This is a genomic window from Cobetia amphilecti (assembly GCF_032923285.1).
GTDB classification, from domain to species: domain Bacteria; phylum Pseudomonadota; class Gammaproteobacteria; order Pseudomonadales; family Halomonadaceae; genus Cobetia; species Cobetia amphilecti.
Window position 1 is genome coordinate 3956334 of record NZ_CP136695.1, and the last position, 22274, is coordinate 3978607.

General features: G+C 64.2%; 19 protein-coding genes. 14 read left to right on the top strand and 5 right to left on the bottom strand.

Going from position 1 to position 22274, the window contains the following annotated elements:
- Window position 1: 1 nt before the first annotated feature.
- Window positions 2-691, bottom strand: a complete 690-nt coding sequence (trmB, locus tag R1T44_RS16715) for a tRNA (guanine(46)-N(7))-methyltransferase TrmB (protein ID WP_054557238.1) — start codon at window positions 689-691, stop codon at window positions 2-4.
- Between the two features lie 478 nt (window positions 692-1169).
- On the opposite strand from trmB, the gene R1T44_RS16720 reads away from it, so the two are divergent.
- From R1T44_RS16720 to R1T44_RS16735, 4 genes are all read left to right on the top strand, one after another.
- Window positions 1170-3044: a beta-ketoacyl synthase gene (locus R1T44_RS16720; RefSeq protein WP_284726941.1), complete on the top strand. Its 1875-nt coding sequence runs from the start codon at window positions 1170-1172 to the stop codon at window positions 3042-3044.
- Window positions 3045-3271: 227 nt separating this feature from the next.
- A complete protein-coding gene (coaD, locus tag R1T44_RS16725) occupies window positions 3272-3781 on the top strand; it encodes a pantetheine-phosphate adenylyltransferase (protein ID WP_317292307.1) in 510 nt (169 codons plus the stop codon).
- Between the two features lie 10 nt (window positions 3782-3791).
- Window positions 3792-4049 carry a YfhL family 4Fe-4S dicluster ferredoxin gene (locus tag R1T44_RS16730; protein ID WP_043334597.1) on the top strand — a complete coding sequence of 86 codons (258 nt, stop codon included), beginning with the start codon at window positions 3792-3794 and terminating at the stop codon, window positions 4047-4049.
- 551 nt (window positions 4050-4600) lie between these two features.
- Window positions 4601-7531: a sensor domain-containing diguanylate cyclase gene (locus tag R1T44_RS16735; RefSeq protein WP_284726915.1), complete on the top strand. Its 2931-nt coding sequence runs from the start codon at window positions 4601-4603 to the stop codon at window positions 7529-7531.
- Between the two features lie 107 nt (window positions 7532-7638).
- Here the strand turns inward: R1T44_RS16735 and R1T44_RS16740 are convergent, their stop codons facing one another.
- The gene (locus tag R1T44_RS16740) at window positions 7639-7920 is read right to left on the bottom strand and encodes a hypothetical protein (RefSeq protein ID WP_234368090.1); all 282 of its coding nucleotides are present in this window, start codon (window positions 7918-7920) and stop codon (window positions 7639-7641) included.
- Between the two features lie 273 nt (window positions 7921-8193).
- Between R1T44_RS16740 and R1T44_RS16745 the strand changes: the two genes are divergently transcribed.
- The 4 genes from R1T44_RS16745 to R1T44_RS16760 all read left to right on the top strand — a co-directional run bounded on the left by R1T44_RS16745 (window position 8194) and on the right by R1T44_RS16760 (window position 13250).
- Complete coding sequence (locus tag R1T44_RS16745; RefSeq protein ID WP_279839802.1) at window positions 8194-9528, top strand: MATE family efflux transporter; 1335 nt, start codon at window positions 8194-8196, stop codon at window positions 9526-9528.
- A gap of 168 nt (window positions 9529-9696) precedes the next feature.
- Window positions 9697-11007 (top strand): short-chain fatty acid transporter, encoded by a 1311-nt coding sequence (locus R1T44_RS16750; protein WP_284726914.1) that lies wholly within the window; start codon window positions 9697-9699, stop codon window positions 11005-11007.
- A gap of 272 nt (window positions 11008-11279) precedes the next feature.
- Complete coding sequence (locus R1T44_RS16755) at window positions 11280-11804, top strand: acyl-CoA thioesterase (RefSeq protein WP_043332919.1); 525 nt, start codon at window positions 11280-11282, stop codon at window positions 11802-11804.
- 150 nt (window positions 11805-11954) lie between these two features.
- Window positions 11955-13250, top strand: a complete 1296-nt coding sequence (locus R1T44_RS16760) for a methylated-DNA--[protein]-cysteine S-methyltransferase (protein WP_317292308.1) — start codon at window positions 11955-11957, stop codon at window positions 13248-13250.
- Between the two features lie 13 nt (window positions 13251-13263).
- On the opposite strand, the gene R1T44_RS16765 is transcribed toward R1T44_RS16760, so the two are convergent.
- Complete coding sequence (locus R1T44_RS16765; RefSeq protein ID WP_317292309.1) at window positions 13264-14715, bottom strand: aminotransferase-like domain-containing protein; 1452 nt, start codon at window positions 14713-14715, stop codon at window positions 13264-13266.
- Between the two features lie 157 nt (window positions 14716-14872).
- Between R1T44_RS16765 and R1T44_RS16770 the strand changes: the two genes are divergently transcribed.
- The 6 genes from R1T44_RS16770 to R1T44_RS16795 all read left to right on the top strand — a co-directional run bounded on the left by R1T44_RS16770 (window position 14873) and on the right by R1T44_RS16795 (window position 18943).
- Window positions 14873-15475 carry a LysE family translocator gene (locus R1T44_RS16770; RefSeq protein WP_317292310.1) on the top strand — a complete coding sequence of 201 codons (603 nt, stop codon included), beginning with the start codon at window positions 14873-14875 and terminating at the stop codon, window positions 15473-15475.
- A 133-nt stretch (window positions 15476-15608) separates the two neighbouring features.
- Window positions 15609-16214 (top strand): glutathione S-transferase family protein, encoded by a 606-nt coding sequence (locus tag R1T44_RS16775; RefSeq protein WP_284726911.1) that lies wholly within the window; start codon window positions 15609-15611, stop codon window positions 16212-16214.
- A 44-nt stretch (window positions 16215-16258) separates the two neighbouring features.
- Window positions 16259-16702, top strand: a complete 444-nt coding sequence (locus R1T44_RS16780; protein ID WP_107335943.1) for a GNAT family N-acetyltransferase — start codon at window positions 16259-16261, stop codon at window positions 16700-16702.
- 86 nt (window positions 16703-16788) lie between these two features.
- Window positions 16789-17193 (top strand): DoxX family protein, encoded by a 405-nt coding sequence (locus R1T44_RS16785; RefSeq protein ID WP_284726910.1) that lies wholly within the window; start codon window positions 16789-16791, stop codon window positions 17191-17193.
- Window positions 17193-17777, top strand: a complete 585-nt coding sequence (locus R1T44_RS16790; RefSeq protein WP_284726909.1) for a DNA-3-methyladenine glycosylase I — start codon at window positions 17193-17195, stop codon at window positions 17775-17777. Before R1T44_RS16785 ends, R1T44_RS16790 begins: the two co-directional genes overlap by 1 nt.
- Window positions 17778-17827: 50 nt before the next feature.
- Complete coding sequence (locus R1T44_RS16795) at window positions 17828-18943, top strand: metal-dependent hydrolase (RefSeq protein WP_317292311.1); 1116 nt, start codon at window positions 17828-17830, stop codon at window positions 18941-18943.
- Window positions 18944-19028: 85 nt separating this feature from the next.
- Here R1T44_RS16795 and R1T44_RS16800 read toward each other — a convergent pair whose 3' ends face one another.
- Together R1T44_RS16800 and oadA are read right to left on the bottom strand one after the other, a co-directional pair.
- The gene (locus tag R1T44_RS16800; RefSeq protein ID WP_131432760.1) at window positions 19029-20348 is read right to left on the bottom strand and encodes a sodium ion-translocating decarboxylase subunit beta; all 1320 of its coding nucleotides are present in this window, start codon (window positions 20346-20348) and stop codon (window positions 19029-19031) included.
- Window positions 20349-20418: 70 nt separating this feature from the next.
- A complete protein-coding gene (oadA, locus tag R1T44_RS16805; RefSeq protein WP_284726908.1) occupies window positions 20419-22254 on the bottom strand; it encodes a sodium-extruding oxaloacetate decarboxylase subunit alpha in 1836 nt (611 codons plus the stop codon).
- Window positions 22255-22274 lie beyond the last annotated feature (20 nt).

Below are 22274 nucleotides of genomic sequence, written 5' to 3' on the forward strand. Positions count from 1 at the left end.
GTCAGACCTGCAGCGGGTAGCGCTCGGGCGTGTGTTCAAGCTGGCATTCGAGTCGCCACAGCGCCTGGCCAGACTCGTGATACTTGCGCTCGAAGTGCGTCAGATAATCACCCTGCGGCTCGAAGGCGTGCGCCGTCACCTCGACACCGGTGGCATGCCCGATGGCCTGGGCGAATTCCCGGGCGTAGATCTCCCAGTTGGTGCGCAGCTCAAGCTGACCGCCCAGCGCCATGATGATCGGAAACACCGGGTGGCCCTGCCAGCGCATCTTGAGATGGCGCGCCTTGGGATAAGGATTGGGGTACAGCAGGGTGTGATGCGCAGGTGCCCAGCCCGCGGCGAGCGCCAGGCGCCAGAAGTCGACGAGGTCTGCGCGCACCAGCAAGGCGTTGTCCGGCAGCTCGCCATGCTTGCGGCTGAGGCGGTCTTCGCTGCGGTCCACGCCGATGACGGCATGATCCGGATGCGCCAGTGCCAGCTGACGGGTCGATCGCCCGACGCCGCAGCCACTGTCCAGCCACAGGGGCTTCGCCTGAGCCGACAACCACTGTTGCGCTTGCAGGAACGCTTCGCGGGTATGCTCCGCCACGGGTTTGCGCAGCGGATGCGCCATCGCACGGCGCACGCGACGCTCGATATCCTCGTGGGGGCCGGTCTGGGGGGAATCGATCTGGCGGGAGTTGGCGTACATCAGCAGTTCCGATAGCAACGGGCAGGAAAATCACGCGCGGAGTCTAGCAGATGCGCCTGCATCGGGCTGCGCCATGTGGCGTACAGCCCATCCGGGGCTGGCGGCGCAGGAAGGGCTGGGCACAAAAAAAGGCGCCTGCCTCGCGGCACGCGCCTACACCAACTCAAACAGCCACGACAGAATGGCAGCTTGCGATCCGAAAATCAAACAAACGTTTAATCACTGTCATCCCGCGCCATGACGAGTACAAAAACAGGCCGCCGAGACTCGCACTGAGCGCAGAGATATCGCACAGTGTTCGCAGCAAGCGCTCGCTGGCGCGCCCGCGTAGAGGCGGGGGTGCATGACGCCTGTATTGAGGGGGTGTTATCATCCGCCCATCATTTGGACGAATATCCGCAGAGGTATCGCCCAGACCAACGACTCACAGTATTTTTACGAGGAAAGCGGCTTGTCACACTTACCGGTGATCGTCGGCATGGGCGGCGTCAATGCCGCCGGCAGAACTTCGGGCCATCAGGCGTTCCGACGCACGGTGCTCGACTCCCTGCCGGAGACAGACCGTCAAGAGACCCTGCTGGGTCTCGCGTCGCTCATGAACCTCGCCCGCTGCGATGATCAGGGCCAGTGGTTCGATGCCGAAGGCCAGCCCGCCGAGGCTCAGGCGCTTGCGGAGCGTCTGGCAGACCAGGTGCTGTCCCACACCCTGATTCGTCGCATTGAAGACGAGCGCTTCAACGCGACCGGCATTCCTGCCAATCGTCAGTCAAAGCTGACGCTGGGCCAGGACTTGACCTTCACGCTGCGCAGCCGCCAGCTGCCGGAACAGCCGCCCGCTGACTGGCAGATCCGCGAGCTGGATAACCGTCATGTCGAAGTCACGGTACCGGCCGGCGAATTCGATGTCCTGCTGCCCGATCATCGTCAGGCGCTGGTGCGCGCCGCGGGTCAGCTGCCCAGTGGCTTCGCGCCGGAGCAGCTCTATCGCAGCGTGCATCACCCGCGCGGCCTGTCGATGACCATCTTCGGTGCCAGCGATTGCCTCGGCGACAGCGGCCTGGACTGGGATGCGCTGCGCGATAGCCTCGATCCGGACGATATTGCCGTCTACGCCGGCAACTCCATCGGCCAGATGGATGCCGAAGGCTGGGGCGGATTGATGAAGTCCTTCGTAGCCGGCGAGCGCGCCACCTCCAAGCAGATGCCGCTGGGCTATGCCCAGATGCCCGCCGACTTCCTCAATGCCTACGTGCTGGGCAATGTCGGCGGCGCCGGTGCCGCGATGGGCGCATGCGCAAGCTTCCTCTACAACCTGAAGCTGGGCCTGAACGACATCCGCAGCGGCCGTCGCCGTGTGGTGATGGTCGGCACCGCCGATGCGCCGATCACGCCGGAAGTCATCGAGGGCTTCCGCAGCATGGGTGCCCTGGCCGATGACGAGAGCCTCAAGGCCCTCGACGCGCTGGAAGTGCTCACGGACAGCGATTACCAGAAGGCCTGTCGCCCGTTCGCGCGCAATTGTGGCTTCACCATCGCGGAAGCGACCCAGTTCGTGATCCTGATGGCGGATGATCTGGCGCTGGACACCGGCGCTCGCATCATCGGCAGCGTGCCGGACGTGTTCGTCAATGCCGACGGCTGGAAGCGCTCCATCTCGGCGCCCGGCGTCGGCAACTACATCACGCTGAGCAAGGCGGTGGCACTGGCGCGCGATATCGTCGGCGATGAAGGCGTGCGCCAGCGCAGCTTCGTGCACGCCCATGCCACCTCCACGCCGAAGAACCGCACCACCGAATCCCACGTGCTCAATGAAGTGGCTCGCGCCAACGACATCCAGGCCTGGCCTGTGGTGGCAGTAAAATCCTTCATCGGCCACAGCCAGGGCAGTGCCGCGGGCGATCAGGCAGTGTCGGCGCTCGGCAGCATGGCGACCGGCATCCTGCCGGGTATCCCGACGCTGGATGCCATCGCCGATGACGTGCATCACAGCCACCTCGACATCCGCCGCGAGGCGCGCGAGTTCACCGCAGACGTCGCCTTCATCAATGCCAAGGGCTTCGGTGGCAACAACGCCAGTGGCGTGGTGCTGTCGGCAGACGTCACGCTGAAGTTGCTGGCGGCGCGACATGGTGAGGCAGCACTGGCTGCCTGGCGTGAGCGCAGCGGTCTCTGCGAGCAGCGTCGCGCCGACTATCTGGACAAGGCACAGCGCGGCGAATTCACGCCGACCTATCGCTTCGGTGAAGGCGTGCTCGAAGGTCCGGAGCTGGAGATCACGGATCGCGAAATCCGTATCCCCGGCTATGCGAAGCCCGTCTCGCTCAAGGTCGACAACCCCTTCGGTTCGCTGTAAGCCAGGCTCGCTGCAAGACCGGCTCGCTACCCCTCCCGGGTTGCGCACTCGCTGACGAATCCCCTCCCGCGACTGGCAAGCCGCGCGAGGGGTTCTACACTCGGCGTACCGGGGGAGCCGGCGGCGCGACAGCCACTGCGCTCCGGCCTTCTGCGACTCCTCATCCTTCGTCGTCCACTGCAGCCGGTCACCAGGCTGACCCGCTGCCGACAGAGCTCGAGTTCGTCATGCCCAAGAACATTGCCGTCTATCCCGGCACCTTCGACCCGATCACCAATGGCCATACCGACCTGATCGAGCGCGGCGCCCGCCTGTTCGACAAGGTGGTGGTCGCGGTGGCTTACAGCCCCAGCAAACGCCCCGCGCTGCCGCTGGAGATGCGCATCGATCTGGCACGCCGGATTCTGGCGCATCTCGACAATGTCGAGGTCATCGGTTTCAGCTGCCTGCTGACAGAGCTGCTTGAGCAGCAGAATGCGCGTATCATTCTGCGCGGCCTGCGCGCGGTCTCCGACTTCGAGTACGAACTGCAGCTGGCCAACATGAACCGGGCCCAGGCACCGCACGTCGATAGCCTGTTCCTGACCCCGGAATTACAGAACTCCTACATTTCATCGACCATCGTGCGCGAGATATCGCGTCATGGCGGTGATGTGTCGCGTCTGGTGCATCCGCTGGTGGACAAGACCCTCGCCCGGCATTTCTCCGCTACCGACGACGACACCGCCACAAGCTGAGGACAGCATCATGGCCCTGATCATCACTGATGAGTGCATCAACTGCGACGTCTGCGAGCCGGAATGTCCCAATGGGGCCATCTCGCCGGGGGAAGAGATCTACGTCATCGACCCGGACCTGTGCACCGAATGCGTCGGACACTTCGATGAGCCGCAATGTCAGCAGGTCTGCCCTGTCGACTGCATCCCGCTCGACCCGGCCAACAAGGAAAGCCAGGAAGAGCTGATGGACAAGTACCACATCATCACGGCCGCACTCGGCAACTGATTGCCGCCTGCTCCGGCAGCCGTCATGGCGATGACATGGCCTGTACTGCGCCACATCCGTCGTGACGGTTGCTGCTTGCTTCTTGCCTGACACCTCCTGCTTTCTCCGCAAGCCCTCTCTATAAGCTCTTTCCTCAAGTCCTTTCCTCAGGCTCGGCCCTGACTGACGCTTCAGCGCCAGACTCGCCAACGCGGTGCCTCTTGCTGCAAGACACCAACGGGTAACGTAACCGAGTGGCACTAACACCGACGGGCAAAGGCGCCGACGGGCAAAGACGCCGGCTGGCGATACACTTCGTTCGCGATCAAGACCTCCCCCCCGGCGCGCTGCCCGCCATTGCCTGCTCCCGCCGTCCTCCCTGCTGGCCCCGCTGCTGACATGGCCAGACAGCATCGTGGCTCCCAACCTGCTCTCGGCCCCTGCCTAAACGGCTACGCAATTAATACCAAACGCTACGTCAGGTTATTTTCTGTTAGGATAATGTAAACAATCTATTCTATCCTGTAGTTACGCAGTCACCGGTCATCCCCTTTCACGCGCACGGATTGCCCATGTCCTCTCGCTCTCTCTCTACCGTTCTCAAGCGCCCCTTCCTGGGGACACGCACACAGCTGCCCAATGCCGGCACGGCGATGCTGCTTGTCATGCTGGCGATCATGGTGGTCTTGATCGTGGTGCCGCGTCCGCAGCTGTTCAGCTCGGTCGGACATTACCTCGTCCCGCATTCACTGCTGGAAATGGGCGCGATACTGGTCGCACTGATGTCTGCCGTCTCCATCTTCCAGGGGCACCGTCGGACGCTGCCGACCAGCTTTCTGGTCATGGGATGCGCCTTCATGCTCTCCGCCTTCTTCGACATGGTGCATATCTTCAGCTACGACGGCATGCCCGACTTCGTCAGCGAAGCCTCCGTCAGCAAGGCCATCCACTTCTGGCTGGCAGGGCGGACCGCCTTCATCATCGCGCTGCTGGCCCCCTGCCTGCTGACAGCCCGCCCCGTGCCGCGTCGCTATCTGCCCCTGGCCTTTGGCTTGACGCTCGCCATCGGGCTGGCGGTGAGCTGGATAGGCCTCTTTCATCTCGACTTCCTGCCAGAGACCTTCATCGTCGGCAGCGGCCTGACCGCCTGGAAGATCGGCTACGAGTGGGCCCTGGCGCTGAGCGCTGTGCTGGCCGCGGTACTTCTGCTCGGCGCGCGCCGACTGCCTGAAGGCACCAATGCCGGCTGGCTGGCGGTCGCGGCGCTGGCCACGGGGATTTCCGAGCTGTGCTTCACGCTCTATGCCACTGCCTTCGATGTCTTCAATCTGCTCGGCCATCTGTACAAGGTGGTGGCCTACGCGATGATCTATCACGCCATCTATTCATCGCGCATGGTCTACCCCTATCAGCAGCTGCAGAAGATGAGTGACGCCCTGGGCGAGGCCGAACAACGCTGGCAGTTCGCGCTGGAAGGCTCAGGCGCCGGCGTCTGGGACTGGAAGCAGGATACCGATCACGTCTTCTACTCTCCGCAGTGGAAGGCGACGCTCGGCTTCCAGGAACACGAGATCGGCAGCAGCTTCGATGAGTGGAAATCACGCATCCACCCGGATGACATGCCGCGCACCCTCGACGACCTGAAACAGCACTTTGAAGGCCACAGCGCAGAATATCGCAACGAGCACCGCATGCTGACGCGCAACGGTGAATGGAAGTGGATTCTCGATCAGGGACGCGTGGTGGAGCGTGCCGAGGATGGCCGGCCCCTGCGCATGATCGGTACTCACAGCGATATCGACTGGATCAAGGAGCAGCAGCAACGCCTGATCAGCAGCCGTGCCCGCCTGCGCTCCATCTATCACTCCGCCCCGGTGGGCATCATCGTCGCCGACCGGGATGGCACCATCGCGGATGCCAACTCGGCCATGCATGCCCTGCTGGGCAAGAGTGATGCCGAGCTTTTCCAGCAATCGCTGTGGGGGCTGTTCTCACTGGATGAGATCAGTCGCATGAAACGTGCCTGGGGCCAGCTGCAGCGCGAAGGCGGCAGCTTCCAGGACGAATACCACATGCAGACCGACACGGGGCAGATGTTCTGGGCGGAAGTCACCCTCACGCCGCTCGAGGGCGAGGAGCGCACCCTGGTATTGATCAACAATATCGAGGACCGCCGCCGCGCCATCGAGTTGCTCGAAGAGAACGCGACCCTGTATCAGGAAGTCTTCAGCACCGGCAACGCCATCAAGCTGCTGATCGACCCGGAGCTTGCCGAGATCATCGATGCCAACCCGGTCGCCGCCGACTTCTATGGCTACAGCATCGGCGAGATGTGCGGCATGCCACTGGGCCGTATCAACGTGCTGGCCAGCCAGTCGCTCTCCAAGCGCATTCGTGCGGTCGTCAACCGTACCGACAACCACTTCGAGGCCAGCCATCAGCTTGCCAACGGTGAATTGCGTGATGTCGAGATCTTTACCGGCCCGGTGGACCTGAACGGCCGTACCCTGCTGTTCTCCATCGTTCACGACATCACCGATCGCAAGCGTGCCCAACGCGACCTGCAGGCCGCCAACCTCAAGCTGTCGCGACTCTCCGAGAGCCGCAGCCAGATCCATCACCTCGCGGAATGCCTGCTGACCTGCTCCCAGCTCGATGAGATCATCACCCAGCTCAATGTTCGTCTGCCCAGCCTGTTCGCCGGCTGCGAAGGCAACGTGACCCTGCATGACCCGAATGACATCAATCAGACGATGCATATCAACTGGGGAACACCACCCACAGATGCTCGTCACCTCAAGCAGACGCTGACGGTCGGGGATGGCCAGGTGGGGGAATTCGTGCTGCTGATCCCGCCGGAAGAGGACAGCCTGGAGCGCCTGCAGCCCCTGGCGGAAGATGTCAGCCACCTGGTGATGCTGGCACTGGCCGACCTGCAGTTGAAGCGGGGTCTGGCACATGAGGCGCGCAAGGACACGCTGACGCGCCTCTTCAATCGTCGTCACCTCAATGAGGTGCTGCCCCAGAAACTGGCCGAGGCCAGCATCGGCAACCCGCTGTCCCTGGTGGTGCTGGATCTCGACCACTTCAAGCAGGTCAACGATACCTACGGGCACGAGATGGGCGATCAGGTCCTCACGCGTCTGGCCAACCTGATACGTGAGTCGCTGCGCAGCTCCGATGAAGCCTGTCGCTACGGCGGCGAGGAGTTCGTGATCCTGATTCCCGGTGCCAGCGCAGCGGTATCACGTGCACGCGTCGAGGCCATTCTCGAAGCCTTCCACGAAGAAGTCTTCGAGCATGAGACGCTGGGGCCGCTGACCGGCTTGAGCTTCTCCGCCGGGGTCGCCAATGCGCCACATGACAGCCAGGCCACCGACGCGCTGTTCAACATGGCCGACAATGCGCTCTATGAGGCGAAACGCGCCGGACGCAAACGCGTGCTGTGCTTCAACTCACTGCCGCCCGCAGCCGATAGCCACGCCAGGCAACCCGCGCACTGACCCCCTCTCTCACCACCCTTCAGACACGACAACGCCGACCCTCGAGGTCGGCGTTGTCGTGTCCAGCCCTGAGCGGCGCGTGCTCACCAGCCGCGATCAGGACATCCTCAATCCCAATCGACACGCGTGGTCTTGCAACCCAGGCAGCGAGCGAAAGTCGCCTGCGCCGGGGTCGCGACCAGTACGCGCGCCGTCTCATCGATATTCTGCCCCATGGCCGCGAAGGGAGCCGACACGACAAAGATGGCAGCACCCACGACGGTCGTGGCCAGCAACAGTGGACGTCCGATAAGGGCATCGGCCACCATCATGCCTGCGCTGGGTGTGTCGTCACCCTGCTCGCTGGGCAGCTCGATGGCCTGCACCGGCGTCGCCAGCACCAGCGTCATGCCAGCTGCTGCAAGCCCAGTGCGCAATCGCGTGCTTCGCTGAAAAATCGTGCGTTTCATAGTCAGTTCCCTTGCGTCCGGACGCTCCATGCGTCCCTGTTATGGGTCTTCGCGCCAGTGGATCTCTCGGCTGGCGCATGGCAGGCCTTGCCATCAAGTCACCAGAACTAGATTAGCGCTCCAGCGCCATTACGCCCAGCCCTGCCAGGCCTTATCCTGATCAACGCGACCGCTCCCGGCTGACCTTACCTTCACCCCTCATTCGGACCCAACATGCCCGCCCCTTCCCTGAAGACCGCCACACTGCCTTCCGCCGATCGCCATATGTGGCGCCTGGCCTGGCCCATCATCCTTTCCAACATTTCGGTGCCGTTGCTGGGGCTGGTAGATACCGCCGTGGTCGGGCATCTCGAGGATGCTGTGTATCTGGGCGCGGTCACGCTGGGCGCGGTCCTCTTCAGCTTTCTGTACTGGGGCTTCGGGTTCCTGCGCATGGGCACGACCGGCATGACGGCACAGGCCCATGGCCGTGAAGACCACGATGGCCTGCGCACCCTGCTGGGCCAGGGCATCGGGCTGGCACTCGCCATCGGGCTGGTGTTGATCATCGCCGGCTCGCCGCTGATCACCCTGGGACTATCGCTGATGGAGGCCAGCGAGGCCACGCGTGCCCTGGCCCATGACTACGCCAGCATCCGTCTGTGGTCGGCGCCGGCGGTGCTGATCAACTACGTGATTCTGGGCTGGTTCCTGGGGCTGGGGAATTCGCGCGTCACGCTCGGCATCCTGGTGCTGACCAATGGCGTCAACATCCTGCTCGACCTGGCCTTCGTGCCCGGGCTGGGCATGACCAGCGATGGCGTGGCGCTGGCCAGCGTGATCGCCGACTACTGTGCGCTGGCCACGGGCCTGTGGCTGGTCGCCCGCCAGCTCAGACGCATGCCGGGGCGCAGTGACCGCGCAGCGCTGCTGTCTCTCCCCGCCTGGGGCGCGCTGATCCGCGTCAATCAGCATCTGTTCGTGCGCACCCTGTGCCTGCTGGGCGCGACGGCCTATTTCACCTCGCAGGGTGCCAGCTTCGGCGATGATGTTCTGGCGGCCAATGCGGTGCTGCTGCAGTTCGTGATGATGACGTCCTATGCACTGGATGGCTTCGCCCAGGCGGCGGAGTCAGAAGTCGGGCGAGCCGTCGGCCAGAACGACTGGCAACGCTTCGCGCGCAGCGTGGGGGCGGCAACCCGTTTCTCCTTGATCACCGCGACAGCGGCCAGCGGCCTGCTCTGGCTCTGCGGGCCGGCGTTGATCCACCTGCTGACCGACATTCCCGAAGTCCGTGCCCTGGCCACCCTCTATCTGCCCTGGATGGTCGCCATGCCCCTGGTCGCGGTGTGGAGCTACCTGCTGGACGGCATCTTCATCGGTGCCACGGCGACGCGCGAAATGCGCAATACGCTGGTGGTATCCCTGCTGGCCTTCATCGGCCTGTGGCCGTTGCTCGAAGGCTTCGGCAATCATGGACTGTGGCTGGCCTTCCTGCTGTTCACCAGCGTGCGCTCTGCCGTGCTCGGCGGCTACTACCTGCATCATCGCCGCCATCATTGGCGCTGATGCCATGCCCGTTGGAGCCTCCAGCAGGTTGATGCAGCGCTGAAAGGCTTGCCGCTGGCATTGGCGTGCCACTCGACCATCGCGCGATATTCTCCTGATAGTGAATGGACTAATGTGAGCGTGCCAACCCGTTTCCCATACTGATAAAAAGCCGACAGGGACTCTCACATGCTGCAATCGCTATCACGGCCAGCCGTCAAGCTGGTTGAGCGCTATCTGCCTGACCCCTATATCTTCGTCTTGTTGCTGACCGTCGTTGCAGCGGCAGCCGCCATGCTCATCGAGCAGCGCTCCCCCACCGAGGTGATGCGCTATTGGGGCGATGGCTTCTGGAATCTGCTGACCTTCTCGATGCAGATGCTGCTGGTGTTGATCTCAGGCTTCATGCTCGCCAACACCCCGCCGGTGAAGAAAGGCCTGGCCAGCATCGCCTCGCTGGCCAGAACGCCCGGCAGCGCCATCATGCTGGTCACCTTCGTGTCGCTGATCGCCAGCTGGATCAACTGGGGCTTCGGGCTGGTCATCGGGGCACTGTTCGCCAAGCAGCTGGCCAGGATGATCAAGGTCGATTACCGCCTGCTGATCGCCAGTGCCTACTCCGGTTTCGTGATCTGGCATGCGGGCATCTCGGGCTCGATTCCGCTGACCATCGCCACCGCGGGCCACTTCACCGAGGACAGCATCGGCATCGTGCCCACCTCGGACACCATCTTCGCCTTCTTCAATATCGCCATCGTCGCGGCGCTCTTGATCATCATGCCGCTGGTCAATCGCGCCATGATGCCCTTCGAGAAGGAAAGCGTGTACGTGGACCCGGCCATGCTCGAGGAGAAGCACACCGAGATCAGCGACCAGCCTCGTCCCGCCGAGCGTCTCGAGAACTCGCCGATTCTCGCCTGGGTCGTCGGACTGTTCGGCCTCGCCTGGCTGGTGGATCACTTCGTGATTCGTGGCGGCGGACTGAACCTGAACGTGATCAACTTCAGCTTCCTGTTCCTGGCCATCGTGCTGCATGGCACGCCGCGCAAGCTGCTGGACAGCCTGAATGAAGCCATCAAGGGTGGCGCAGGCATCGTCATCCAGTTCCCCTTCTACGCCGGCATCATGGCGATCATGGTGCAGTCGGGGCTGGCCGCCACGCTCTCCGAAGGCTTCGTGTCGATTGCCACCGCCGACAGCCTGCCGTTCTGGTCCTTCATCAGTGCCGGTATCGTCAATCTGTTCGTGCCCTCCGGTGGCGGTCAGTGGGCCGTGCAGGCACCGGTCATGATTCCCGCCGCCCAGGCATTGGGTGCCGACCTGTCACGCGTCGCCATGGCCGTCGCCTGGGGCGATGCCTGGACCAACATGCTGCAGCCCTTCTGGGCACTGCCGGTGCTCGCCATCGCCGGCCTCAAGGCCAAGGACATCATGGGCTTCTGCCTGGTGCAGCTGCTGGTGACCGGCATCATCATCTCGCTGGGTCTGACGCTGCTCTGATACCTAGCTGACGGCGGCGTCAGCTAGCCTTTTCAGCCAGCGATTCAGATAGCCTTTCCGATAACCCCGCAAGCTCCTTGCCCCCACAGGCGACTGTGGGGGCAAGGTCGTTTATAGATAGCTGATATGCCGCTCACGGGGTGCCAAGACGTCACGAATCCCGCAGACTAGCCATTATCCCTCTCTGCGCGGCATGCCAGAGCCATTGCTTCACCTGAGAGCCCCTGACAGCTCCCACTCACCTGACAGGCCCGTGCCTGAAGGACGCCCCCATGAGCGAGAACCAGCCAGAACAGACCGCCCTCAACGAAGCTCTGCCCGGCCAGCATCAGTTGATCATGACCGAGCTGATGACCCCCGACATGGCCAACTTCAGTGGCAAGGTGCACGGTGGCGCCATCCTCAAGAAGCTGGATGAAGTCGCCTACGCCTGTGCCAGTCGCTACAGCGGCAGCTACGTCGTCACCCTCTCGGTCGACCAGGTGCGCTTCAAGCAGCCGATCCACGTCGGCGAGCTGGTGACCTTCCTGGCCTCGGTCAATCACGTCGGCCGCTCCTCGATGGAAATCGGCATCAAGGTGGTCGCCGAATCCATCCAGGGTCGCCTGATTCGCCATACCAACAGCTGCTACCTGACCATGGTCGCGGTCGATTCCAACGGCCAGCCGGTGCCGGTGCCGCCACTCAACCTGGAAACCCAGGAACAGAAGCTGCGCTTCCACAAGGCCGCCATCCGCAAGAAGCTGCGCAAGCAGGCCGAAGAAGAAGAGAAGCGCCAGGAATCCATCGAGTTCTGAGCGACTCCCGGCAAATGCTGCGAGCGCAATCCTGACAGTCAGCACAAGATACGGAGTGCACCGCCCCGAGCGGATGGCGATACTGATCGTGAACCTTGCACAGCGAGATGAACGATGACATCAGTGTCCGGCGAAAAGACAGCGGTAGGCATGACGGCACCACCTGCCGCTGGCGACGCTCAAGGGTGCGATGAGGCCATCTGGCAGCGTCTGCTGGCGCGCCAGCCGATCGCCGGGGAGGCGCTGCGCTACGGCGTGATCACCACTGGCATCTTCTGTCGCATCGGCTGCCCATCCCCGGCGCCACGCCGCGACAACCTGCGCCTGTTTGCCGACGCCCACGCGGCGCGAGCCGCAGGCATGCGCGCCTGTCGGCGCTGTCATCCTGAGCCGCCCGAAAAACCTGATCGCCCTCAGGCCGACAAGCAGGCTCGCCATCCCGTCAGGGCCACGTCTGGAGCACCGACGATGCCGGAATTGAACGCCCCACTTTCACGCGCCTCCACTGCCGCCAGCTCGACACCTGCGATTGCTGACTCAACCCCCGCCTCGCCCTGGCCGCTGACGGTGTGCCGGCAGCTGGAGCAGGCCGTCGCCGCAGGCGAGCCCACCCCGACACTCGCAAGCCTGGCGACGGAGCACGGGATAAGCGCCTCGCATCTTCAGCGCCGCTTCACGACACTGCTGGGCCTGTCACCTTCCGAGTACTCGGCAGGTCTGCGCCAGATGCAGTTCCATGCGCTGCTGGAGGAAGGCCATGGCGTGACCGAGGCGATCATCGCCGCCGGCTATCGTTCCAGCAGTCGCGCCTATGCGCGCAGGGACGGCATCACGCCCAGTGCCCGTCGCTCCGGCGGCAAGGGAGAAGACCTGCTGGCATTGCATTGGCCGTGTCGCTTCGGGATACCGGAACAGTCCTGCTGGCTGAGCGCAGGCCTCAGCGCGCGTGGCGTGGTCGTCATTCAGCTCAGCGACAATCGTGAGGCGGGCCAGCAGGCACTGGAAGCACGCCTGCCCAGGGCCAACTGGCAGCAGATGGAGACAGAGACAGATGGCCAGGACGGCAACGCTCACGCGGCCAGTCGCCTGCTGCATGCCTCACTGGGGGCACGGTTGCTCGCCCTGTGCGAGCAACCGGAGACCAGTCATGCACTGCTGCTCGAACTGCCGCTGGATGTGCGTGGCACCGCCTTTCAATTGAGCGTCTGGCAGCAGCTCAACGCCACCGTGAGCGGCGATACCCTGACCTACCGCCAGCTGGCCGAGGCGCTCGAGCGACCGACCGCCAGCCGCGCCGTCGCCAATGCCTGTGGTGCCAACCCGCTGGCTCTGCTGACGCCTTGCCATCGTGTGGTACGCGGCGATGGCGGGCTCGGCGGCTATCGCTGGGGCGTGCCGCTCAAGCAGGCCCGATTGGCGCAGGAGTCCGGCACCCGCCGGGAGTGAGCGCGGCGAAGCGCTAGAGTGTCATGGGGCGCAGCGCAGGCGGCGCCTGCAGCTGCTCGCGCACGATTTCCAGCGCGTGGGTCAGCGCCTCACGGCTCTCGGCAGCGCTCAGGCACAGCCGGATGGCCTGCGGTGGCGGCTCATTGCCGACACAGAAGGGCTCGGCGCTGGTGACATGCACCCCCCGCTCGGCCAATGACGCGACCATCGCCTGACTGCGCTGCCCTTCGGGCAACTCGAGCCACAGATCGAACGAGGACGGCCGCGCCGCCGGCGACCACTCCGCCAGCAGCGTGCGGGCCAGTCGCTGGCGCGCGCGCATCTCCTCCATCTGCCACTCCACCAGCTGTGTCGCGTTGCCGCTGGTCAGCCAGGCACAGACCGTCTCCATCAACAGCGGCGCCACCATCCAGCTGTGGCTGCGCAGCACTGCGCCGATGCGGGTCAGTACCTCCACCGGCGCCCGCAATACGCCCAGGCGCAGGCCGCCGGCCAGCAATTTGGAGGTACTGAAGACATACAGGGTGCGCTCCGGCGCCATCTGATAGAGCCGCGTGCCGCACTCCTCGTCGGGCAGATATTGCACCCCATCTTCCAGAATCCAGAAGTCATGCTGGCGTGCGAGGGCGACCAGTGCCTCGCGCCGGGCATGAGACAACTGCGCCGCGCCCGGATTGTTCTGCTCGGCCATCACATAGACCATTCTGGGCGCCTGCTGACGACACAGCCGCGCCAGCGCCTCGACATCCATGCCGTCCTTGTCCAGCGGCACCCGCAACAGCTTGAGGCCACGTTCGGCGCTGGCGACGATCAAGCCGGGATAGGTCAGTGCGCCGGTGACCACGGCATCCCCGGGCGCCAGCAGCGCCGACAGCGCCAGCGTGATGCCATTCTGGCCGCCCTGGGTCAGCATCAGCTCCTCGGGGTCAACCGGCATGCCGAGCTCGCCCATCCAGCTCGCCAGCAACTGCCGGTGACTGCCGTCGCCGAATTCATTCTGATACTCGACACTGCGCAACAAGGCCTCGGGTGACTGGCTGATCGCGGCCAGCGCCGCCGCCATTCCCTGCTGCCGCGCGGGGTGAGGCGGTGGCAGGCTCATGGTGAGATCGATCACGCCGGACGCTGCCGGCAGCGCGCCCTCCTGTTCTGGCGCCAATCCATAGGCCTTGCTGGCACGCAGGGCATGCCCGAAGCTGCTGAAGGACCCATGCGCGCTTCGGGTGGCGCCATTGATGTAGGTGCCGCTCCCGACACGCGCCGACACCAGGCCACTCCGCTCGGCCTCGGCGTAGCCTCGCGTCACCGTGCCGATGGTCACGCCCAGCGCATCCGCCAGCCGTCGTTGAGGCGGCAGTCGCTCGCCTTCCTTGAGTTGGCCCGCGGCGATATCGAGGCGGATGGCCTCCGCCAGCGCACGGTAACGCGGCATGGCGGGGTCCAAGGTCGGAATCCACATTGTCATGGTGACAAAAAACCTGTTGACGGTAATTGTCATCAGATTATGCTCAAAACATGCCGCCAACAAGTCACAAAACACGGGAATGTGCCGGCATCCGCAAATTGAACCCATACAATCAGACACGCCACTTCGACAACGCCCACCACGCTGAAGGACACCCATGGAATCCCTCGCCTTTCTGGCCCCCACCACGCTTTTCATGCTGTCGATGACCCTGACACCCGGCCCCAACAACGTGATGTTGACGGCCTCGGGGGCCAACTATGGTTACTGGCGCACCCTGCCGCATATCTTCGGCATCCTGATCGGCTGCCTGGTGCTGTTCATCGCCATCGCGCTGGGGCTGGGGCTGGTCTTCGAGCGTTATCCCATCGTGCAGACACTGCTGAAGGTGCTGGGCAGTGCCTACCTGCTCTACCTGGCCTGGAAGATCGCCACCGCCCCGCCCCCTGACTTCGCCAGCCAGCAGGATGCGCGTCCGATGACCTTCCTCGCGGCGTGCCTGTTCCAGTTCGCCAATCCCAAGGCCTGGGTGATGGGCATGGCGCTGATGGCAAGCTTTCTGCCCGAGGAAGGCCCGGCACTGCTCAACGCCGTATTGCTGGCAGGCTTCGCGGAACTGGTCGCGCTGCCGTGCATCTCGCTGTGGGCGGGCTTCGGGACCGCCATCGGGCGCCTGCTGAATACCGAGCGCGCCTGGAAGATCTTCAACCGCGTGATGGGCGTGCTGACCGCTTCCTGCGTGGTGATGATCCTCGGCTGATCCACAGCCTGCGCCTGGAGCACGCGAATGACGCCGGAGCGTCGAACACTGTTCGAATAATCACTGTTCATGCAGGCGAGGTTGGTTAGACTGTCGAGACGCCAATTCCACGCTCGCACAGGACGCTCCCTGCATGCTGACACTCTACGGTGATCGCCGCTCCGGCAACTGCTACAAGGTCGAGCTGCTGCTGCACCTGCTCCAACGCCATCATCACTACATCGAGGTCGACATTCTGGCCGGCGACACCCGCACACCGGAATTTCTGACCCGCAACGTCAATGGCAAGATTCCGCTGCTGGAGCTGCATCGCGGCGAGACGCTGTCAGAGTCGAATGCCATCCTGAATTACCTCGCCGATGGCAGTGACTATCTGCCGAGTGACCCCTTCCTGCGCGCCAAGGTGCTGCAGTGGCAGTTCTTCGAGCAGTACAGCCATGAGCCGTACATCGCCACCGCCCGCTTCATCAATCGCTACCTTGGCCTCCCCGATGAGCGCCGCGCCGAGTACGCCGCCAAGCAGGATGGCGGCAAGCGTGCCCTGCGCGTGATGGAGCACCATCTCGCCGAGCATGACTGGCTGGTCGGGGACCGATTCACGATCGCCGACATTTCCCTTTATGCTTATACGCATGTTGCCGATGAAGGCGGCTTCGCGCTGAATGACTATCCCGCCATACAGGCGTGGCTGGCACGTGTCGCGGCGCAGCCGGAGCATTTCGATATCCCGCGGGACTGATAGGATATGGCATCCCCGACGACCGCCGCTTGCCAGGACACACGATGCCAACCTTGACCTATCGCCCGATGACACCGGAAGACCACCCTGCCTTCATCGCCATGATGGAGGCGACTCCGGGCGTGGTCATCCGCGATGCCGACCGCCATGCCCCTGTCGCCCGCTATCTGGCGCGCAACCCCGGCATGAGCCACCTGGCCTTTCTCGATGAGCGCCTGGTCGGCTGCGCCATGGCGGGCCATGACGGCAAGCGCGGCTATCTTCAGCATGTGATGACTGCGCCGGACATGCGTGGCCAGGGCATCGCCAGCACGCTGGTCGACCGCTGTCTGGCAGCCTTGGCCAGCGAAGGCATCGACAAGGTGCATCTGGATACCCTGCACGACAACCATGACGCTCATCGCTTCTGGGAGCGTCTTGGCTGGTCCAACCGCAATGCCGAGATCGTGCGCTTCTCGCGCATTCTGGTGGACAACCCCAACGCCTGAGACAGCCGCCTTCTATCCCGACGACCGCCGAGCAAGCCCGGCGACTACTGAGCAAGCCCGACGACCGCTGAGCAAGGAGCTCTACCGTGCAATTTCTCGAAAATGACGACCTCGGCAAGCTGATACTGCGCCTGATGCTGGGCCTGCTGTTGCTGTTTCATGGCCTCTCGAAATTGCTCGGTGATGGCGGCACGCTGAGCTGGATCGCCGGCGAGCTCGAGAATCTGGGCATCCCGGGCGTGGTGGCCTATGGCGTCTACATCGGCGAGATCATCGCGCCCATCATGCTGGCGCTCGGCGTGCACTCGCGCATCGCCGGTCTGATCGTGGTCGCCAACATGCTGTTCGCCTTTGCCGTGGCACACATGGGCCAGCTGTTGAGCCTGTCGCCCTCCGGCGGCTGGGCGCTGGAGCTGCAAGGCTTCTTCCTCGCCAGCGCCCTGGCCATCGTCTTTCTCGGCAGCGGCCGCTTCGCGGTACAGGAGGACTGATGGCCGACGTCGTCACCGCCAGCACCTATTGCGAGAATGCTCCCCGGCACCCGATTCATGGCCCATATCATGATCATGAATACGGCTTTCCGGTCAGCGATGACCGGGTGCTGTTCGAACGCTTCGTGCTCGAGATCAATCAGGCCGGCCTCTCCTGGCTGACGGTGCTCAAGAAGCGCGCGGCCTTCCGCGAGGCCTTCGAGGATTACGACATCGCGCGCATCGCCGCCTACGGGGACGAGGATCGCGCGCGCCTGCTCAACAATGCCGGCATCATTCGCAACCGGCTCAAGATCAATGCCGTGATCCACAACGCAGGCGTGGTGATGCAGCTCAAGGACTCCCACGGCAGCTTCAGCGCCTGGCTGGATGCCCATCATCCACAACCGCTGTCAGCCTGGGTCAAGCTGTTCAAGAAGACCTTCCGCTTCACCGGCCCCGAGATCGTCAACGAGCTGCTGATGAGCTGCGGCTATCTGCCCGGCTGTCATCGTGATGACTGTCCGGTGCAGGCACGCGTGCTGGATGCCGGCCCGCGCTGGGCCGAGCCGGGTGCCCTGGCGGCGATCCGCGCAGATGACTGACGCCTGCTCCCACGCCTTCCGCTCTCTTCTCCCTCACAGGTAGCCCACGCATGGACTCCCTTACCCAGATCTGCCTCGGGGCCGTCGTTGGCGGCGCCGTCATGGCGCCGGCCATTCGCCGCCTGCCCGGCCCGAAACGCGGCTCGGCCATCCGCTATGCGCTGCTCGGCGGCGCGGCGCTCGGCACCCTGCCCGACCTCGACGTGATGATCGACTACGGCGACGCGGTCGCCAATTACACCCATCACCGCGGCTTCAGCCATTCCCTGCCGGTGCTGGCGCTGTTGGGCATCGTGCTCGGCTGGCTGCTGGCGCGCCTGCCACGGCTGGCGAGCCTCGGCCGTGGGCGGCTGATCGCCTACTGCGTGCTGTGCCTGGTCACCCACCCGCTGCTGGACAGCTTCACCACCTACGGCACCCAGCTGCTGTGGCCGTGGCCCAGCCGCCCCATCAGTCTGGCCAGCGTCTTTATCATCGACCCGCTCTACACCCTGCCGCTACTGATCACCGGCCTGTGGGTGGCGATTCGTGGTCGCGCCGGGCATCTGTTGAGCGCGGGCCTCATGCTCTCGAGCCTCTATCTGGGCTGGGGGCTGGCCGCCAAGAGCTGGGTCGAACATCGCGTGGCGCCGCTGCTGGCCAGCCAAGGCTTCGCCGACGCCCCGCGTATGGTGCAGCCGACTCCCTTCAACAGCCTGCTGTGGCGTGTCAGCGCAACCACGCCGCAGGCGGATCACGAGTGGATGGTCAGCGTGTTCGACTCCGACGCGCAGCTGGCGTCTCTCGCACGCCGTGATTATCCGCGCCATCCGACGCTGGATGCCGAGGTCGCGAAGCTGGAGGACGGCCAGCGTCTGCGCTGGTTCGCGGCGCCCTATCTGCGTGCGAGCCGCGAGCGGACACCAGAGGGCGAGACGCTGCTGGCAGTGACCGATACACGCCTGGGCTCACCCGGCTATCACCCCTTCCGCTTTGCCCTCGCACGCCAGAGCGCCGCAGGGGAATGGCAAGGGCTCGAGGACAGCCAGCGGCTGCCCAGCCGGCCTGTCGATCGCGCCGCCCTGCTAAGCCTCTGGCAGGCCGTCCACGACCCGCAGACGCGCATGCAGCCGAATCAGCGCACCGTCTCTGCCACGCTCTCAAATCCCTCGGCCGAGACAAGATAAAGCGCCGCTGATGAAGGCCCGAGATACGATAACGCCCGCCATGGTAGCCATGGCGGGCGTTATCGTATCAGTGCTGTGGAGACGATCAGCCGAGGTACTTGATCATCACCCCCGCGGCAACCGCCGAGCCGATCACGCCGGCCACGTTCGGCCCCATGGCATGCATCAGCAGGAAGTTGTGCGGGTTGTACTCGAGCCCGACCTTGTTGGAGACACGTGCCGCCATCGGCACCGCCGAGACACCGGCCGACCCGATCAGCGGATTGATCGGTGTCTTGGAGACCTTGTTCATCAGCTTGGCCATCAGTACCCCGCAGGCCGTGCCGATACCGAAGGCGACCACGCCGAGGGCCAGAATGCCCAGCGTCTCCACCGCCAGAAACTTGTCGGCCTGCAGCTTGGAGCCCACCGACAGTCCCAGGAAGATGGTGGTGATGTTGATCAGCGCGTTCTGGGCGGTATCCGACAGACGCTCCACCACACCACACTCGCGCATCAAGTTACCGAAGCAGAACATGCCCAGCAACGGTGCGGCGTCCGGCAGCAGCATCGCCACCATGATCAGCAGCACCAGCGGGAAGAGGATCTTCTCGGTCTTGGACACCGGCCGCAGCTGGGTCATGACCAGGCTACGCTCCTTGGCGGTGGTCAGCGCGCGCATGATCGGCGGCTGAATCATCGGCACCAGTGCCATGTAGGAGTAGGACGCCACGGCGATCGCGCCCAGCAGCTCCGGCGCCAGCAGACTGGCGACATAGATGGAGGTCGGGCCGTCCGCACCACCGATGATGCCGATGGCCGCCGACTGCTGCAGGCTGAAGTCCATCAGGCCCATCGAGGTCATCGCCACCGCGCCCAGCAGGGTCGCGAAGATGCCGAACTGCGCCGCCGCGCCGAGGAACAGGGTCTTGGGGTTGGCCAGCAACGGGCCGAAGTCCGTCATCGCGCCCACGCCCATGAAGATCACCAGCGGCGCGATGCCGGAGGCGATCGCCACGCTGTAGAAGCTGTAGAGCATGCCGTTGGAGAAGCCGCCATCCAGCGCCATGTTGCTGGCCTGCTGCTTGAGCGCGGCGGGAATCTCGCCATGCAGCGCCTGCTCCACCGCGTGGCGTGCCTCATCCAGCGGCAGGCTGGCGATGTTGACGTTGAGCAGATTGGCCATCGAAGCCAACAGCTCCGGCTTGCCGAGATGGGCCGCCTGCTCGGCGGCAGACAGCGCCAGCCCGGCTTCCGGGATGTTGGCCAGAATGCCGCCGAAGCCGATCGGCACCAGCAGCAGGGGTTCGAAGTTCTTGCGGATCGCCAGATAAAGCAGGCCAAGGCCGATGACGATCATCGCCAGCTGGCCGAAGCTCATGTTGTAGAGCCCCGAGCCGTGCCAGAGGTTGAGTATCTTGTCCATGTCGTGTCGCCTTGCAGAGGAGCATCACCGACCGGCCCGCCGTGCATGACGACGGGCCGGACACACCGGCTCAGAGGGTGATCAGAACGTCGCCGACACTGACACTGTCGCCTTCCTTGACCTTCACCGCGGAGACGGTACCGGCCTGGTGGGCACGGATCTCGGTCTCCATCTTCATCGCCTCGAGGATGATGACCACATCCCCTTCGGCCACGCTGTCACCGACACTGACATTGACCTTGAAGATGTTGCCCGCCAGCGGCGCACTCACCGGCTCACCGGAGGCGGCCTGTGCAGCAGGTGCCCCCGCTGCGGCGACCGGAGCAGGCGCCGCAGGCTCGCTGGCCTGCACCTGGGTGATGTCTCCGCCTTCGGCGACCTCCACCACATACTGCTTGCCGTTGACGTTCAGGGTGTAAGTCTGCGGACCGCTCGACGCGGTTTGAGCACTGGAGGCAGGCGCTGCGGCGACGGGCGCACTTGCAGCCTTGGACGCCTTGTCATCGACAGCCTGCGGGGCGGGCTCGAAGGCATCCGGGTTGCCACGGTTGCGCAGGAACTTGAGGCCGATCTGCGGGAACAGCGCGTAGGTCAGCACGTCATCGGTCTCGCGCTCGCCGCCTTCCAGGGTGATGCCCTCTTCGCTGGCCTTGCCCTTGAGCTCCTCACGCAGACGCTCCATCTCCGGCGTCAGGTTGTCGGCCGGGCGGCAGGTGATCGGCTCGCCGCCTTCCAGCACGCGGGACTGAAGCTCACTGTCGAAGGGCGCCGGCGCCGCGCCATATTCACCCTTGAGCAGCGCCTGCACTTCCTTGGAGATCGACTTGTAGCGCTCGCCCATCATCACGTTCATCACCGACTGGGTGCCGACGATCTGTGAGGTCGGGGTCACCAGCGGGATATAGCCCAGGTCCTTGCGTACACGCGGAATCTCGGCGAGCACGTCATCCAGCTTGTCACCGGCGCCCTGCTCCTTGAGCTGGCTTTCCATGTTGGTGAGCATGCCACCCGGCACCTGCGCGACCAGGATGCGCGAGTCGATACCGCGCAGACTGCCCTCGAAGGCCGCGTACTTCTTGCGCACTTCGCGGAAATAGCCGGCGATATCCTCGAGCTTCTCGAGATCGAGCCCGGTATCGCGCTCGGTCCCCGCCAGCATCGCGACCACGGATTCCGTCGGGCTATGGCCGTAGGTCATCGACATGGAAGAGATGGAGGTATCGACGTTGTCGATGCCCGCCTCGATGGCCTTGAGGGCCGTGGCGGTGGAAAGCCCTGTGGTGGCGTGGCACTGCATGTGGATCGGGATCGACAGGCTCGCCTTGAGGCGCGAGACCAGTTCAAAGGCGGTGTACGGCGTCAGCAGGCCTGCCATGTCCTTGATCGCCAGTGACTGGGCGCCCATGGACTCGATCTTCTGCGCCAGCTCGACCCACATCTCCAGGGTGTGCACGGGGCTGACGGTGTAGGAGATGGTGCCCTGGGCATGCTTGCCCTGATCCAGCACCGCCTTGAGCGGACGCTCGAGGTTGCGCGGGTCATTCATGGCATCGAAGACACGGAAGACATCGACACCGCTGGTCGCGGCACGCTTGACGAAGGTATCCACCACATCATCGGCGTAATGACGATAGCCGAGCAGGTTCTGGGCGCGCAGCAGCATCTGCTGCTGGGTCTTGGGCATCGCTTCCTTCAAGGCACGAATGCGTGCCCAGGGGTCTTCGCCCAGGTAGCGAATGCAGGCGTCGAAGGTCGCGCCGCCCCAGCTCTCCAGCGACCAGAAGCCGATGTCGTCCAGCTTGGCGGCGATCGGCAGCATGTCATCGAGGCGCATGCGCGTGGCCAGCAATGACTGATGCGCGTCGCGCAGTACCACATCCGTGATGCCCAGCGGTTGCTTGTCCATGAGTGATCCCTTGTTCTTTA